The organism is uncultured Phycicoccus sp., assembly GCF_947495705.1.
Taxonomy (GTDB): domain Bacteria; phylum Actinomycetota; class Actinomycetes; order Actinomycetales; family Dermatophilaceae; genus Phycicoccus.
Map to the genome: position 1 here is coordinate 225824 of NZ_CANLZR010000003.1, position 15461 is coordinate 241284.

A 15461-nucleotide genomic window follows, 5' to 3' on the forward strand; every position below is an offset into this window, starting at 1 on the left:
GGACGAGAGGAGAACCGCGACATGCGCGTCATGGCTCAGATGGCGATGGTGATGAACCTCGACAAGTGCATCGGGTGCCACACCTGCTCGGTCACGTGCAAGCAGGCGTGGACCAACCGGGCCGGCACCGAGTACGTGTGGTTCAACAACGTCGAGACCCGGCCCGGGCTCGGCTACCCCCGAGGTTACGAGGACCAGGAGGAGTGGCAGGGCGGCTGGGTCGTGAAGAACGGGCGGCTTCGGCTGCGCGCCGGCGGCCGGTTCCGCAAGCTGGCGACGATCTTCAGCAACCCCAAGATGCCCTCCATCCAGGACTACTACGAGCCCTGGACCTACGACTACGAGACGCTGCTCAACGCGCCGGCGCAGAAGAACTTCCCCGTCGCCCGGCCGTACTCCCTCATCTCCGGCAAGCCCATCAACATCTCGTGGAGCGCCAACTGGGACGACGACCTCGGCGGCTCGCGCGAGCACGCGGCCAAGGACGTCATGCTCAAGGGCATCGAGGACAAGGTCCGCATGGAGTTCGAGCAGACCTTCATGTTCTACCTGCCCCGCATCTGCGAGCACTGCCTCAACCCGTCCTGCGCGGCGTCCTGCCCGAGCGGGGCGATCTACAAGCGCGAGGAGGACGGCATCGTCCTGGTCGACCAGGACGCCTGCCGCGGCTGGCGGATGTGCATCACCGGGTGCCCGTACAAGAAGATCTACTTCAACCACAAGACCGGCAAGGCCGAGAAGTGCACCTTCTGCTACCCGCGGGTCGAGGTGGGGATCCCGACGGTGTGCTCCGAGACCTGTGTCGGCCGGCTGCGGTACATCGGCCTGGTCCTCTACGACGCGGACCGGGTCCTCGAGGCCGCGAGCGCCGAGGACGACACCGACCTGTACGAGTCCCAGCTGGGCGTCTTCCTCGACCCCGAGGACCCCGAGGTGCAGCGCGCGGCCGAGCAGGCGGGCATCCCGGGCGACTGGATGGAGGCCGCACGGCGCAGCCCCGTCAAGAAGCTGATCATGGACTACAAGGTGGCGCTGCCGCTCCACCCGGAGTACCGCACGATGCCGATGGTCTGGTACATCCCGCCGCTGTCGCCCGTCGTCGACGTCATCAAGGACACCGGCTATGACGCCGAGGACGTCGACAACCTCTTCGGGGCGATCGACACCCTGCGGATCCCGGTCGAGTACCTCGCGAACCTCTTCACGGCCGGCGACGTGGAGCCGGTGAACGGCGTGCTCAAGAAGCTCGCCGCGATGCGGTCGTACATGCGCGACATCAACCTCGGTCGCGACCCCCGCGACGAGATCCCCGCCGCCGTCGGGATGGAGGGCGAGGCCATGTACGACATGTTCCGCCTCCTCGCCATCGCGAAGTACGAGGAGCGGTACGTCATCCCGACCGCGCACGCCGAGCAGGCCCACGCCCTCGAGGAGCTCGCCACCGAGTGTGCGGTGTCCGAGTACGGCGGCGGGCAGGAGATCTTCGGCGAGGGGTCGGGTGGGGCGCCGACGCCGGTCGCGGTCGAGAACTTCCGGGTGCTCCAGCAGGCCCAGACGGCCGACACCATGGAGGCGCTGCCCGCCGACAACCCGATGCGCGGCCGCATCAACCTGCTCACCTGGGACGGCCGGGGTCTGCCCGAGGGGATGTTCCCCAGATCCGCCGGGGACGACGAGGGAGGCGACCGATGAGCTGGCGCCGACACCGGAAGGAGCGGCCGGGCCTGGACGAGCGGGCACTGTCCGACACCTGGCAGGTCGCCTCGTTGCTGCTCGACTACCCCGACGATGCCCTCGTCGCGAGGGTGCCGATGCTGCGCCGGGTCGTCGGTGCGCTGCCGGAGGCGCAGCGGCTGCCGCTCGCCGAGGCGCTGGACTCCCTCGAGCGCGGCGACCTCACCGCGCTGCAGCAGGAGTACGTCGACACCTTCGACATCACCCGCAAGTGCTCACTGCACCTCACCTACTTCACGCACGGCGACACCCGCCGCCGCGGGGTCGCCCTCGTGGAGTTCAAGCAGGCATACCGGAAGGCGGGCGTCGACTTCGACAGCGACGTCGAGCTGCCCGACCACCTCTGCGTCGTGCTCGAGTTCGGCGCGGCGCACGACTGGGCCACGGGGTGGCATCTGCTCACCCGGCACCGCGTGGGCATCGAGGTCCTGCGGGCCGGTCTCGCGCAGCGGAGCTCGCCGTGGCTGCCCGTCGTCGAGGCCCTGCGCACGACCCTGCCGCGGCTCGAGGGCGACGACGAGGAGGCGCTGCTGCGTCTCGTCGCGGAGGGGCCGCCCCAGGAGGAGGTGGGTCTCGAGCCCTACGCCATGGACCCGCGCCTCAACCCCCGACCCGAACCCGCCGACACCACCGCCCTGCTCGGCCCGACCATCCCCGTGGGAGCCCCGCGATGACCATGTTCCTCTGGGTGATCGTGCCCTACGTCTGTCTCGCCGTCTTCGTCGTCGGCCACGTCTGGCGCTACCGCTACGACAAGTTCGGCTGGACGACCCGCTCCAGCCAGCTCTACGAGGACCGGTTGCTGCGCATCGGCAGCCCCCTGTTCCACTTCGGGATGCTCGGGGTCGTCGCAGGGCACGTCGTCGGGCTCGTCATCCCCCAGGTGTGGACCAACGCCCTCGGCCTGAGCCCGCACACGTACCACGTCATCGCGCTCGCCGGCGGCATCCCGGCCGGGCTCGCGGCGGTCGCGGGCCTGGTGATCCTCGTCTACCGGCGCCGCACGACCGGGCCGGTCTTCAGCGCCACGACCGTCAACGACAAGGTGATGTACGCGCTCCTCGGCACGGTGATCCTCCTCGGCATGTGGAACACCATCGCGGGGAGCCTGCTGCAGTTCGGCGGCGAGTACAACTACCGCGAGGGCGTCAGCCCGTGGTTCCGCAGCATCTTCCTCTTCCGGCCCGAGCCCGAGCTGATGGCGGCGGCGCCGCTCGGCTTCCAGGCCCACGCCCTCCTTGCGTTCCTCCTCTTCGCCATGTGGCCGTTCACCCGGCTGGTCCATGTCTTCTCCGCACCGATCGGGTACCTCACCCGGCCCTACCTCGTCTACCGCTCCCGCGACGCGCGTCCCGGCAGCCGAGCACCCCAGCGCGGCTGGGAGCGCCCGGAGCTCCAGAAGAAGTGAGGCCGGGGCCCGCGGGGTCCCGGCGGCCGGGGGTGGGCTGGCAGGATGCCGACTGCTGCACCACCCCCCGCATCGGCGCCGACCTTTCCGCGCCCACGACCAGGAGAGCCCCATGACGCTCGCCACGACGGCCGCCCTCATCGAGGCCGCCCGCCACGCCCGCCGCGGGGTCGCCGCGTTCAACGTCATCACCCTCGAGCACGCGGAGGCGATCGCGGCCGGCGCCGAGGCCGCCGGGCACCCGGCGGTCCTGCAGCTCAGCGAGAACGCGGTGCGCTACCACGGCGGGCGGCTGCGGCCGCTGGCCGCGGCAGCGGTCGCGGTCGCCGACCAGGCCGGGGTGCCGATGGCGGTGCACCTCGACCACGTCGAGAACGCCGACCTCATGCGGGAGGCGGTGGACCACGGGATCAGCTCGGTGATGTTCGACGCCTCGACGCTCCCCTACGACGACAACGTGGCGGCGACGCGGGCGGCGGCGGAGTGGGCCTCGGCGAACGGGGTCTGGCTCGAGGCGGAGCTGGGCGAGATCGGCGGCAAGGACGGGGCCCACGCCCCGGGAGTGCGGACCGACCCGGCCGAGGCGCTGGCCTTCGTCGAGGCCACGGGGGTCGACGGGCTCGCCGTCGCGGTGGGCAGCTCGCACGCCATGGTCGACCGCACCGCCGCGCTCGACCTCGACCTCATCCGGCGGCTCGCGGCCACCCTGCCGGTGCCCCTCGTCCTGCACGGCTCCTCGGGGGTGCCGGACGACACCCTGCGGGCCGCGGTCGCGTCGGGGATGGTCAAGATCAACATCGGCACGATCCTCAACGTGACCCTGACCGCGGCCGTGCGGACTGCCCTGGCCGACCCGGCGGTCGTCGACCCGCGCAGATACCTGGGCCCGGGCCGGGACGCCGTGGCGCTCGAGGTGCGGCGTCTGCTGGACGTGCTCCGGGGAGCCGGGCCGACCAGCCCCTCGTAGGAGGGCGCAGCACCGGGACCCGGGTCCGGCGCGCGACGACTCGCTCACCAGTCTCCGAACCGGGGCCCCGCACCCCGATCTCGACGGGGAGCCGCTCGTGGCCGACCCGGGGGTCGAGATCGCCACCGGACAGGCAGCAGGCGAGCCTCTCCGTCGAGCTCGGCGTCAGGGCCTCCGTGTCTTAGTCGGCCGGGCCGCGCGGGCCGGCGGACCGCTATCGTCGGGGCAGGAGGCGGTCGCCATGGAGTCAACCCCACTGCTGGACCTCGCCGACGGTCAGCTGGAGGCGGCCCGGCAAGCGCCGAGCGCGCGGTCGTCGCGGACGATCCAGGGCGGCCACGACCGGATGCTGCGCGAGACCGTCATCGCCCTGCTCGCCGGGCACGAGCTGGCCGAGCACGAGAGCCCCGGCGAGGCGACCCTGCAGGTGCTCCGGGGGAGGGTCCGGCTCACGGCCGGTGACCAGCGCTGGGACGGCACCGTCGGGGACCACGTCATCATCCCGCGGTCCCGCCACGCCCTGACCGCGCTCGAGGACGCGGCCGTCCTGCTCACCGTCGTCAAGACCGTGACCTGAGGGGCCGGGGGGCGATGCAGCACCCCGACGCCGAGTCCGAGGACCTGCTCCGGCTCACCCGGTGGGAGGGCGCCGGCGGGACGTGGGAGGTCCTGGCGTCCCGCGACGGCCGGGTGACGATCGCGTTGTGCCGCTGCGACGGTGGCGAGGAGGTCGACCGCTTCACCTCGGCCGACCCGGCGCTGCTCCGCCACGTGGCGGGTCAGGACCACGACGACGGACCCTGACGCCCCCCCGAAATAGATGAGCAGAACGGGCTATTACCAACCCCGTTCGGCATCACTAGTCTCACCGCAAGCGGTCGGGGAAACGTCGATTGACGCGCACCCCTGCCGCAGCCGGACGGGCAGGGGTGTCTCATGGTCGGTCATGTTGTTGCGTCGGCGATCCGCCTTCGCATTCTCATCGTCATTCTCGCTGTCGGGGCGACGGCCTTCGCGGCCGTGCAGGTCGCGACGACCCCGATGGAGCCGGTCCCGGAGTTCCGGCCGGTGACGGTCGAGGTGCAGGCGGAGGCACTGGGGCTGTCGGCCCAGGAGGTCGAGGACCTCGTCACCGTCCCCCTCGAGTCGAACCTGCTGAGCGGGGTGGCCTGGGTCGACTCCATGCGCTCCGCCTCGATCCCGGGCCTCTCCTCGATCGTCATGACGTTCGAGGAGGGAACCGACGAGATCCGGGCCCGGCAGGTCGTCCAGGAGCGGCTGACCCAGGGTGCGCTGCTGACCAACGCCTCGAAGGCGCCGGTCATGCTCCAGCCCGTGTCGGCGGCCAACCGGGTCATGATGATCGGGCTGTCGTCGGAGGACCAGTCGCTCATGGACCTGTCCGTGCTGTCGCGCTGGACGATCCGCCCCAAGCTGATGAGCGTGCAGGGCGTGGCCAACGTCGCGATCTGGGGGATGCGGGACCGTCAGCTGCACGTCGAGGCGGACCCCGCCCGGATGGAGCGGCACGGGGTGACCCTCGACGAGCTCGTGGCGACCACCGGCAACTCGCTGTGGGTCTCACCGCTCAGCTTCCTCGAGGCTTCGACGCCCGGCCGTGGCGGCTTCCTCGACCTGCCCCAGCAGCGGGTCAACGTCCAGCACATCTCGCCCATCACCGACAGCGCCGCCCTCGGTCGGGTCGCGGTCGAAGGAGCGGACGGTGACGTCGTCCTGTCCGACGTCGCGAACATCGTCGAGGCACCACCGACGATCATCGGCGACGGCATCGTCAACGACGCCTCGGGGCTCGTCCTCGTCGTCGAGAAGCAGCCCGGGGTCAGCACCGCCGAGGTGAGCGCCGGGATCGAGGCCGCGCTGGCCAGCCTGTCCGTCGGGCTCCCCGGGGTCACGATGGACCCCACGCTCTACCGGCCCGCCGACTACGTCGCGGACGCCGGCCGCAACCTCGCGCTCGCCGCCGGCCTGGCCCTGCTCCTCGTGGCGGTGGCGTCGGCGCTGATCTACCGCGCTTGGCGGCCCGCGGTGTCCGTGACGACCACCGTCGCGCTCGCGCTGCTCGGTGGCTGGCTCCTCCTGTGGCTGCGGCCCGCGCCCGTGAGCGTCCTCGCCCTCACCGGGCTGGCGGCCGGCGCGGTGCTCGCGATCGGCCAGGCCGTCTCGGCGGTCGACGGCGTCGCGCGGGCACCCCGCGAGCTCACGCCGCTCCAGCGCGTCGGCCACGCGTACACCGGGGCCGGCCTCACGGCCGTCTACACGGCTGCGGCCGTCGTGCTCATGGCGGTCCCGGCGTTCCTGCTGGCCGGCCGCGCCGGTGCGTTCCTGCCCGAGGTCGCCCTCGGCTTCCTCGCAGCCGCCGCCGGCTCGCTCGTCGTCGCGCTCCTCGTCGCGCCCGCGGTCGCCGCCCTCGTCGGGGCGCCCCGCGCGGCACACCTCCCCCCGGAGCGGGCCACCTCCCCGCGCCTGACGTCTGCGGTCGGCCGGGTCGCGGCGTCCGCCGTCGCGGTCGTCGCGGTCGTCGCGGTCGGGGTCGGGGCCTCGGTGGCCCTGGCGGTCGGACTGGGGGTGGACACCCGGCCGACCTTCGAGGAGCGGAGTCTCGTGCTCGAGGCCGTCGCGCCCGAAGGAACGGCACCCCAGGCGCTCGCGCGCACGCTCACGGCGCTCTCCGGCGACCTGCGCCGGATCGACGGGGTCGCCGGGGTCGGCGGCCACCTCGGGCGCGCGGTGAGCGGCGAGCGCATCGTCGGCGCGAACTCCGGGGAGCTGTGGATCACCCTGGACGACGGCGCCGACCGGGAGGCCGTGGCAGGCGAGGCGCTGGCGGCCGCGCGTGCGGCCGGTGGCCTCGACACCACGGTGCGCGGCTTCCTCGACGGGCGGGTCGACACGATCCTCCCCGACGCCGACGGCCCGCTCGTCGTGTCCGTGTACGGGCCCGAGCCGGACATCCTGCGCGCGAGCGCCGCCGACGTCCTGGGCGTCGTGTCGGGGACCGCAGGCGTGACCGGCGCCCGGCTCGTCGAGCCCCCCACGGAGCAGAACATCCAGATCTCGGTCGACCTCGCGAAGGCCGAGGCGCTGGGCATGACCCCCGGGGACGTCCGGCGTCAGGCCGCCACGCTCGTCGGAGGTCTCGAGGTCGGTGCCATCTTCGAGGAGCAGAAGGTCTTCGACGTCCAGGTGTGGTCGGGCGAGGAGATGCGCAACAGCCCGGAGATGGTCCGGGCCCTCCCGATCGACACCCCGGACGGCACGCACGTCGCGCTCGGCGACGTCGCCACGGTCGCGGTGGCCGAGCAGCCGACGGTCATCGAACGAGAGGCCGTGCAGCGACGGCTCGACATCGTCGCGGACGTCTCCGGCGGCGGGGTCCGTGACGCGGTCGCCGCCTCCCTCGCCCGGATGGCCCTGCCGACGGAGTACCACGCCGAGGTGCGCCACGAAGCAGCGCTCATCGCCGGGAACCAGCGCGACGTCCTGCTGTACGGCATCGCGGCGGTGCTCGGGGTGCTCCTGCTCCTCCAGGCGGCGACCCGCAACTGGTGGACGTCGGTGGCGGCCATGGCCACGCTCCCGCTCGGACTGACCGGCGGGCTCGTCGCGGCCCTGCTCATCGGTGACCTCACCGTGGGCGCCCTGGCGGGGCTGCTCGCGCTCGGCGTCCTCGGGGTGCACAACGCGCTCACCATCCTGCGGACCGTTCGGAGTGGCACCGAGGACCGCACGCACCTCGCTGCGGCCACGGGGACGGTCCTCCCCGCGACAGTGCTCACCCTGCTCGTCGGGCTGGGGGTCGCCGTCCTCGGCGGCCGTGCCGGCCTCGAGGGCATCGCCCATCTCGCGCTCGTCGTCGCGGGTGGAGCCGTCACGACCGGTCTGGTGGCGCTCGTCGTGCTGCCGGCGGTCGCCCTCAGGTACGGGGAGCGGCTCGAGGCCGTCGACGACCTGTCCTTCGACGACGCAGCCCGGTTGGGGCTCCGAGGCGTGGGCGCCCATGCGTAGGTCAGCGCTCCCGACCGCCCTCGTTGCCGTGGCGCTCGGCACGCTGCCCGCCGCCGGGTGCACCGCGAGCGACGCCGCGGTCCACACGCCCGTACCGGCCGTCGAGATCGTCGACGGGGCGGACGACAAGGCCCCCAAGACCCTCACCCTGACGGCCGACGCGGTCCGCCGACTCGAGCTGCTGACCGTGACGGTCGACGACGAGGGGTCCATTCCGTACTCCGCGGTCGTGTACGACAAGACCGGCGCCCCCTGGGTCTACTCGAACCCGCAGGAGCGCACGTTCATCCGCGTCCCCGTGACGATCGACCGCGTCGAGGGCGACACGGCCCTCCTGTCGGCCGGCCCCGCCGTCGGGACGCGGATCGTCACCCGGGCGTCCATCAAGCTGTACGGCGCCGAGAACGGCGTCGGCGGCGGCCACTAGGAGGGCCGGACCGTGATGCGTCGAATCCTCACCGCGAGCCTCAGGTTCCGGTTCATCGTCGTGGCGGCGTCGGTGGCCATGCTGGTGGTCGGCGGGCTCCAGCTACGGGACACCCCGGTCGATGTCTTCCCCGAGTTCGCCCCCCCGCGGGTCGAGGTGCAGACGGACGCGCTGGGCCTGTCGGCGCAGGAGGTGGAGGAGCTCATCACGGTGCCGCTGGAGCAGGGCCTGACGGGCATGCCCGGCCTCGACACGCTGCGGTCGAAGTCGATCCCCCAGCAGTCCTCGATCGAGCTCATCTTCGTCAAGGGCACCGACGTCATCGAGGCCCGGCGGCTCGTGTCCGAACGGATCCAGACGATCACGCCGACCCTGCCCAGCTGGGCGACCCCGCCGGTCGTGCTCCAGCCGCTGTCCGCGACGAGCCGGGTCATGAAGATCGGGATCAGGTCCGACTCCCTCGACCTCATCGAGCAGGCGACCCTGGTGCGCTACAAGATCCGGCCGGAGCTGATGTCGCTGCCCGGCGTCGCCAACGTCGCGGTGTGGGGGATGCGCAAGAACCAGTGGCAGATCCAGATCGACCCCGAGCGGATGCGCGCAGAGGGCGTCACCCTGGAACAGGTCATGGCGGCGGCATCGGCCGGGACCGACGCCGGCCTGCTCAAGCACCGCACCGGCACGAAGATCGGCACCGGGGGCTACGTCGACTCCGGCGACCAGCGGTACATCGTCCAGCACGTGCTGCCGCTCGACTCCGCCGAGACGCTCAAGCAGATCGTCGTCGACCGCGCCGACGACCGGACGATCGTCATGGGCGATGTCGCCGAGGTGGTCAAGGGCCATCAGCTGCTCATCGGCGACGCGGTCATCAACGACGGCGACGGCCTGCTGCTCATCGTCGAGAAGCTGCCGTGGGGCAACACCCTCGACGTGACCCACGAGGTGGAGGAGTCCCTCGCGGCGATGGCGCCGGCGCTCGAGGAGCTCGAGATCGACACGACGATCTTCCGCCCTGCGAGCTTCGTCGAGCTGGCCATCGACAACCTCACCCAGGCCCTCACTCTGGGCATCCTGCTCGTGGCTGTCGTGCTGGTCTTCTTCCTCTTCCAGTGGCGCACCGCCGTCATCTCCCTCGTGGCGATCCCGCTGTCGCTCGTCGCCGCCGCGTACGTCCTGCACCTGCGCGGTGAGACGACGAACACGATGGTGCTCGCGGGTCTGGTGATCGCCGTCGGGGTGGTCGTCGACGACGCCATCATCGACGTCGAGAACATCGTGCGCCGGCTGCGCGAGCACCGGGCCCAGGGAGGGACGCGCTCGACCGCGTCGATCGTCCTGGACGCCTCGATGGAGGTCCGCAGCCCCATCGTGTACGCGACCCTCATCATCCTCGCCGCCGCGATCCCGGTGTTCTTCCTCACCGGGCTCATGGGCTCGTTCTTCCAGCCGCTGGCCCTGTCGTACACGCTGGCCGTCGCGGCGTCGATGCTCGTCGCGGTCACGGTGACCCCCGCGATGGCGCTCATCCTGCTCCGTCGGGCGACGCTGCAGGCCGAGGCCCCCCGCCACGTGCGCGCGCTGCAGGGGGGCTACACCAGGGTGCTGCGGCGCACCGTGCGCCGACCGCTCGCGGCGTACGTCATCGTCGCGGCGCTGGTGGTCGGTGGGGCGGCGGTCGTCCCCCGGCTCGGCCAGGACCTGCTGCCGACGTTCCGGGAGCGCGACTTCCTCATGCACTGGGTGCTGGAGCCGAGCGCGTCCTACGACGAGACGATGGACGTCACCCGGGCCGCGAGCCGGGAGCTGCGGGAGGTGCCCGGGGTCCGCAACTTCGGTGCCCACGTGGGCCAGGCCGCGATGGGCGACGAGGTGTACGGCATCTACTTCGTCGAGAACTGGATCAGCATCGACCCGGACCAGGACTACGAGGCGACCCTGGACCGCGTGCAGACCGTCGTCGACGGGTACCCCGGGCTGCGCCGGGATGTGCAGACCTACCTCAAGGAACGCATCCGTGAGGTGCTCACCGGAGCAGGGGAGGCCGTCGTCGTCCGGGTCTTCGGGGACGACCTCGACGTCATCGAGGACAAGGCGCACGAGATCGAGGACGCCATCGCGGGCATCCCCGGCGTCAGGGACCCGCACACCGACCTGCAGACCCGGATCCCGCACCTCGTCGTCGAGGTCGACCTGGACAAGGCCCAGGCCGTGGGGCTGAAGCCGGGCGACGTGCGCCGTCAGACGGCGATCTACCTGGCCGCGGAGGAGCTGTCCGACGTGTTCCGCACCGGCAAGGCGTACGACGTCATGGTGTGGAGCGTGCCCGAGGCGCGGCAGACGCCCGACCACGTCCGGGACCTGCTCATCGACACCCCGGGCGGCGACACGGTGCGGCTGGGCGACATCGCCTCGGTCGAGATGAGCTCGACCCCCAGCATGATCCGGCGCATCGACGGGTCCCGTCGCCTCGACGTCGGGGCCAACGTCGAGGGCCGGCCGCTGGCCGACGTGGCAGCCGACGTGGAGGCGGCGGCGATGGCCGTCGAGCTGCCGGTCGGCTACCGGGTCGAGGTCAGCGGTGAGGACACCGAGCGCGCGGCGGCGTCGCAGCGACTGCGCCTCCTGTCCGGCGTCGCGTTCCTGGCGATCCTGGGGCTGCTCTACGGGTCCTTCCGGCGCTGGCGGCTCGCCGTCCTCAGCCTGCTCACCCTCCCGATGGCCCTCGTGGGCGGGGTCCTCGCCGCCTGGCTCACCGGAGGCACGATGACGATCGGGTCCTTCGTCGGGCTGTTCACCGTGCTGGGCATCGCCGCCCGCAACGGGATCCTCATGATCAGCCACTGCCAGCACCTCGAGGCCGTTGAAGGCGTGACCTTCGGCCCCGAGCTCGTCGTCAGAGCCGCCAAGGAGCGCCTCGCCCCGATCCTCATGACGACCCTCGCGACCGCGCTCGCGCTCGTGCCGCTCGTCGTCATGGGCGACGTGCCGGGCCACGAGATCGAGTACCCGATGGCCATCGTCATCCTCGGGGGACTGCTGACCTCGACGCTGCTCAACCTGTTCGTCGTCCCGTCGCTCTACCTGCGGTTCGGCCGGCCCCGGGAGGCGCCGGCCTACGCGACCCAGCCCGACACCCGCGTCCTGGGGCCGCAGCGGCAGCCGGCGGTGACCTGACGCCCTCGGGCCGCCGTCCCGTCAGCCGATGGTGCGCCGCGTCGGCAGTTCGGTGGCGGGGCCGCGTTCGGGCATGTCGGGGTGGCCCCCCGAGAGCCGGGCACCCAGGCGTGCCGCCCAGGGGCTCGCGCTCAACCCGTGGGCGTAGACGCTGACGAGCACCGTCCAGACGGCGATGTCGAGCACGGTCTCGACGCGAGGGCTGTCGAGCTCCTGCGACACGATGAGCGCGAACAGGATGGACGCGAGACCGCGGGGACCGAACCACCCGAGGAACAACCGGGTCTCGACGAGGGTTCCCGAGCGAGCCAGCGCCAGGAGCACCGGCACGACCCGGACGACGGTGAGCGACGCGAGCGCGTACAGCCCGATCTGCCACGTCCAGTCGGCCAGCCGAGGACCCGCCAGAGCGGCACCGAAGATGAAGAAGGTGACCGCCGTCAGCAGCTCGCCCTCGTCCTCGGTGAAGTCCTGGACGTCGGCGCACTCGGTGGTGGCGGCGCGGGCGAAGGCCAGGCCCGCGACGAACGCCGCGATGAACCCGTTGCCATGGAGGACCTCGGCCGCGGCGAAGGCGCCGGCCGCCACGGCCAGGGTGGCCAGCTGCCGGTAGATGCCGTCCACCGCGCCCGCTGCCGAGCGGTGGTGCAGCAGCCGGCCGCCGAGCCCGCCCGCCACGAGGCCGGCGAGCAGCCCGAACCCGAGCTGCTGGGCGATGAGGCCGCCCCAGCCGTCGGTTCCACCGGCCTCGGCCGCCGCGATGGCCAGCAGCACGGTGACGACCGGCACCATCATCCCGTCGTTGAGCCCGCTCTCGACGTTGACGCTCTGCCGGATCCGCACCGGCAGGCGGCGGTCGCTGACCACGGCCTGGCCGAGGGCCGCGTCGGTCGGGGCGAGGATGGCGGCGACGAGACCCGCCTCGACGAGCGTGAGGTCGCGGAAGACCAGGGCGGCCGTCCCGGTCCCGGCGAGGATCGTGAGCGGGAGCCCGACGCCGAGCAGCCGCCCGGGGATGCCGGCGTTGGAACGGAGCGCTCGCAGGTCGATCCGGGCGGCGTCGGTGAACAACACGAGCACGAGGGTCGCCTCGACGAGGGTCGCGACGACCTCACCGCCGAGGGAGAGGTCGAACAGGTCGGCTCCCAGGGTGCCGACGAGCAGACCCGCGGCGGTGAAGACCATCGGCGCCGTCACCGACGACATCGTCGCTCGGCGCGAGACCATCGCGAACCCGAAGATCGCACCGGCCATGACCAGCAGCTCGACCATGCGCCATCGTGGCATGCCCCAGCGGTCGCCGCGGGGCGAGCCGGCCGGCACGGGCCGGGGGCGGCGTGCTCGTCATGCGATGTCTGGTGGTCATCCCGTGGCGGGTCTAGATTCGGGAGGTCCAGCCGACCATCGGAGTACGCCATGCTGCCCGAGCCCGTCCAGGCGTTCATCGACGCCGAGATCGCCGCGAACGAGACCGACTTCAGCGACCTGCGTGCCGTCTACCTCAACGGCACGCTCAAGCCGTCGCCGGCGCCCAGCCACACCGACGGCCTCATCGCCGTGTCGGCCCACGTGCTGCGCGGGGTGGGGGCCCGGGTCGACACGATCCGGGTCGTCGACCACACGATCCCGCCCGGCGTGCAGCCCGACATGCGTGAGCAGGGCGCCGAGGTCGACGACTTCCCGGACCTCTACCGCGAGCTCATCGCCCCGGCGCACATCGTCGTCCTCGCGACACCCATCTGGCTCGGGGACCAGTCCTCGATGACCCGACTCGTCATCGAGCGGCTCTACGGCTGGTCCGGCAAGCTCAACGACGCCGGGCAGTGGTCGTACTACGGCAAGGTCGGCGGCGTCCTCGTCACCGGCAACGAGGACGGCGGCAAGCACTGTGCGGCGCAGATGCTCTATGCGCTCTCGCACATCGGGTTCACCATCGCGCCCCAGGCCGACTCGTACTGGGTCGGCGAGGCCGGGCCGGGGCCGTCGTACCTCGACGACGACCGGGGGGCGCAGAACCACTGGACCACCCGCAACACCGTCTTCGCCGCGTGGAACATGCTCCACACGGCCCGCCGGATCACCGACCAGGGCGGCATCCCGGCGCACGGCAACGTCAGCACCAACTGGGACCTCAGCGACCCCGACCACCCCAACCCCGAGTACCACTGAGGCCTGCCGGCACGTTGGGCCCTTGACGGTGGCTCCGCCGCGGCCTAACCTAACAACGTTCGGAGATTCGAACGACGTTAGGTTGATCGATGGAGCAGCGAGTCGAGGCGCGGCGCAGCCGCACCCGTGACGACATCATCGCCGCGGCGTGGCGCCTCGCCGAGCGTGAGGGCCTCGTCGGGCTGACGCTGCGCGACCTGGCGGCCGAGGTGGGCATGCGCGCTCCTTCGCTCTACGGCTACTTCGACAGCAAGGCCGCGATCTACGACGCCATGTTCGCCGCGGCCTACCGCGACCTCGACGCCGCCATCTGGGCGCCGGAGGCGTGGGCGACCGACCCCGGTGAGGACCCGCACGCGTGGCTGGTCGCCGGTGCCGAGCAGTGGCTGGCGTTCTGCCAGGCGTCGGTCCCGCGCTACCAGCTGATGTTCACCCGCGCCGTCCCGGGCTGGGAGCCCTCGCCGGAGGCGTACGCGGCGAGCACCGACAGCTTCACCCGGATGCGCGAGGCGCTGGCCCGGGCGGGGATCCGGGAGGACCGTGACGTCGACCTGTGGACGGCGCTGGTGGCGGGGCTGGCGGCACAGCAGATCGCGAACGAGCCAGGCGGGCAGCGGTGGGTGGCGCTCACCGACCGCGCCGTCCGCATGGTGCTGCACGAGATCAACGAGAGGACCGCACCGTGACCACGACCCAGGTCGACATCGTCACCGTCCCCCGGATCACCCGGGGCCCCGAGGCCGACCGTCTCGCCGCAGCCGCCTACGACCGGCTGATCGCGCTGCTCGAGAGCCTGCCCGACGACGCCTGGGGTCGACCCACGGACTGCGCGGCGTGGACGGTGCATGCCATGGTGGCCCACCTCGTCGGCGCGGCGCGCGGCCACGCGTCGCGGGTGGAGTTCGTCCGGCAGGTCGTGCACGGGCAGCGGGCCAAGGGCGCCTTCGACGGCAACGACATGGACGCGATGAACGCCTACCAGGTGGAGCGCAACGAGCACCTCACCCCGGCCGAGCTCATCGCGGAGCTGCGCGCCCTGGCCCCACGCGCGGTACGGGGCCGGGCGCGGACGCCGGGCCTCCTGCGGCGCCGGAGGATCCCGATGGCGCCTTCCGGCTCGGTCGCGAGCGGCACTCCCGCGTCGATCGGCCTCGGCGAGCTCATGGACGTCATCCTGACCCGCGACGTCTGGCTGCACCGCATCGACATCTGCCGGGCCGTGGGCCGCCGGCCCGACCTCGACCAGGACGTCGACGGCCGGATCGTCGCCGACATCGTGGCCGACTGGGCCGCCCGCCACGGCCGGCCGGTGGACCTCGAGCTCACCGGTCCGGCCGGTGGCCGTTTCGTGCAGGGCGACCGGGGCGAACACCTCGTGCTCGACGCGGTGGAGTTCTGCCGGATCCTGTCCGGTCGGGCCGGTGGCGAGGGCCTGCTCCGCACCAAGGTCGTGTTCTGACACGCGACGATCCGGCGCCAGCCCTGGTCCGGACCGCTCCGAGGGTGTAGGCAAGGGGTAGGGCGCGGCCCCGCGCGTTCGCCACCGAGGAGGA

13 protein-coding genes are annotated in these 15461 nt (G+C 72.2%); 12 read left to right on the forward strand and 1 reads right to left on the reverse strand.

Features of this window, described 5'->3' with window-relative positions; all coding sequences use genetic code 11:
• The first annotated feature begins 21 nt into the window (after positions 1-21).
• The 9 genes from narH to Q0963_RS06260 all read left to right on the forward strand — a co-directional run bounded on the left by narH (position 22) and on the right by Q0963_RS06260 (position 11739).
• Positions 22-1692, forward strand: coding sequence for a nitrate reductase subunit beta (narH, locus tag Q0963_RS06220; protein ID WP_299444239.1), 1671 nt, complete (start codon positions 22-24; stop codon positions 1690-1692).
• Positions 1689-2408 carry a nitrate reductase molybdenum cofactor assembly chaperone gene (gene narJ, locus Q0963_RS06225; protein WP_299444242.1) on the forward strand — a complete coding sequence of 240 codons (720 nt, stop codon included), beginning with the start codon at positions 1689-1691 and terminating at the stop codon, positions 2406-2408. The genes narH and narJ overlap by 4 nt, the downstream gene beginning before the upstream one ends.
• Positions 2405-3142, forward strand: a complete 738-nt coding sequence (gene narI, locus Q0963_RS06230; RefSeq protein ID WP_299444245.1) for a respiratory nitrate reductase subunit gamma — start codon at positions 2405-2407, stop codon at positions 3140-3142. Before narJ ends, narI begins: the two co-directional genes overlap by 4 nt.
• 112 nt (positions 3143-3254) lie before the next feature.
• A complete protein-coding gene (locus Q0963_RS06235) occupies positions 3255-4109 on the forward strand; it encodes a class II fructose-bisphosphate aldolase (RefSeq protein ID WP_299444248.1) in 855 nt (284 codons plus the stop codon).
• Between the two features lie 241 nt (positions 4110-4350).
• Positions 4351-4686 (forward strand): cupin domain-containing protein, encoded by a 336-nt coding sequence (locus tag Q0963_RS06240; RefSeq protein WP_299444251.1) that lies wholly within the window; start codon positions 4351-4353, stop codon positions 4684-4686.
• Positions 4687-4700: 14 nt separating this feature from the next.
• The gene (locus Q0963_RS06245; protein ID WP_299444254.1) at positions 4701-4913 is read left to right on the forward strand and encodes a hypothetical protein; all 213 of its coding nucleotides are present in this window, start codon (positions 4701-4703) and stop codon (positions 4911-4913) included.
• Between the two features lie 132 nt (positions 4914-5045).
• Positions 5046-8135 carry an efflux RND transporter permease subunit gene (locus Q0963_RS06250; RefSeq protein WP_299444257.1) on the forward strand — a complete coding sequence of 1030 codons (3090 nt, stop codon included), beginning with the start codon at positions 5046-5048 and terminating at the stop codon, positions 8133-8135.
• Complete coding sequence (locus tag Q0963_RS06255; RefSeq protein WP_299444260.1) at positions 8128-8562, forward strand: hypothetical protein; 435 nt, start codon at positions 8128-8130, stop codon at positions 8560-8562. The genes Q0963_RS06250 and Q0963_RS06255 overlap by 8 nt, the downstream gene beginning before the upstream one ends.
• Positions 8563-8577: 15 nt before the next feature.
• Positions 8578-11739, forward strand: coding sequence for an efflux RND transporter permease subunit (locus tag Q0963_RS06260; protein WP_299444263.1), 3162 nt, complete (start codon positions 8578-8580; stop codon positions 11737-11739).
• Positions 11740-11760: 21 nt separating this feature from the next.
• On the opposite strand, the gene Q0963_RS06265 is transcribed toward Q0963_RS06260, so the two are convergent.
• On the reverse strand, positions 11761-13011 hold the full coding sequence (locus Q0963_RS06265; RefSeq protein ID WP_299444266.1) for a sodium:proton antiporter: 1251 nt from the start codon (positions 13009-13011) through the stop codon (positions 11761-11763).
• Positions 13012-13155: 144 nt separating this feature from the next.
• Between Q0963_RS06265 and Q0963_RS06270 the strand changes: the two genes are divergently transcribed.
• The 3 genes from Q0963_RS06270 to Q0963_RS06280 all read left to right on the forward strand — a co-directional run bounded on the left by Q0963_RS06270 (position 13156) and on the right by Q0963_RS06280 (position 15367).
• Complete coding sequence (locus Q0963_RS06270) at positions 13156-13908, forward strand: flavodoxin family protein (RefSeq protein WP_299444269.1); 753 nt, start codon at positions 13156-13158, stop codon at positions 13906-13908.
• 89 nt (positions 13909-13997) lie between these two features.
• Positions 13998-14594 (forward strand): TetR/AcrR family transcriptional regulator, encoded by a 597-nt coding sequence (locus tag Q0963_RS06275; protein ID WP_299444273.1) that lies wholly within the window; start codon positions 13998-14000, stop codon positions 14592-14594.
• Entirely contained in the window at positions 14591-15367 is a 777-nt protein-coding gene (locus Q0963_RS06280) for a maleylpyruvate isomerase family mycothiol-dependent enzyme (RefSeq protein ID WP_299444276.1), read from the forward strand. Before Q0963_RS06275 ends, Q0963_RS06280 begins: the two co-directional genes overlap by 4 nt.
• The last annotated feature ends 94 nt before the right edge of the window (positions 15368-15461 follow it).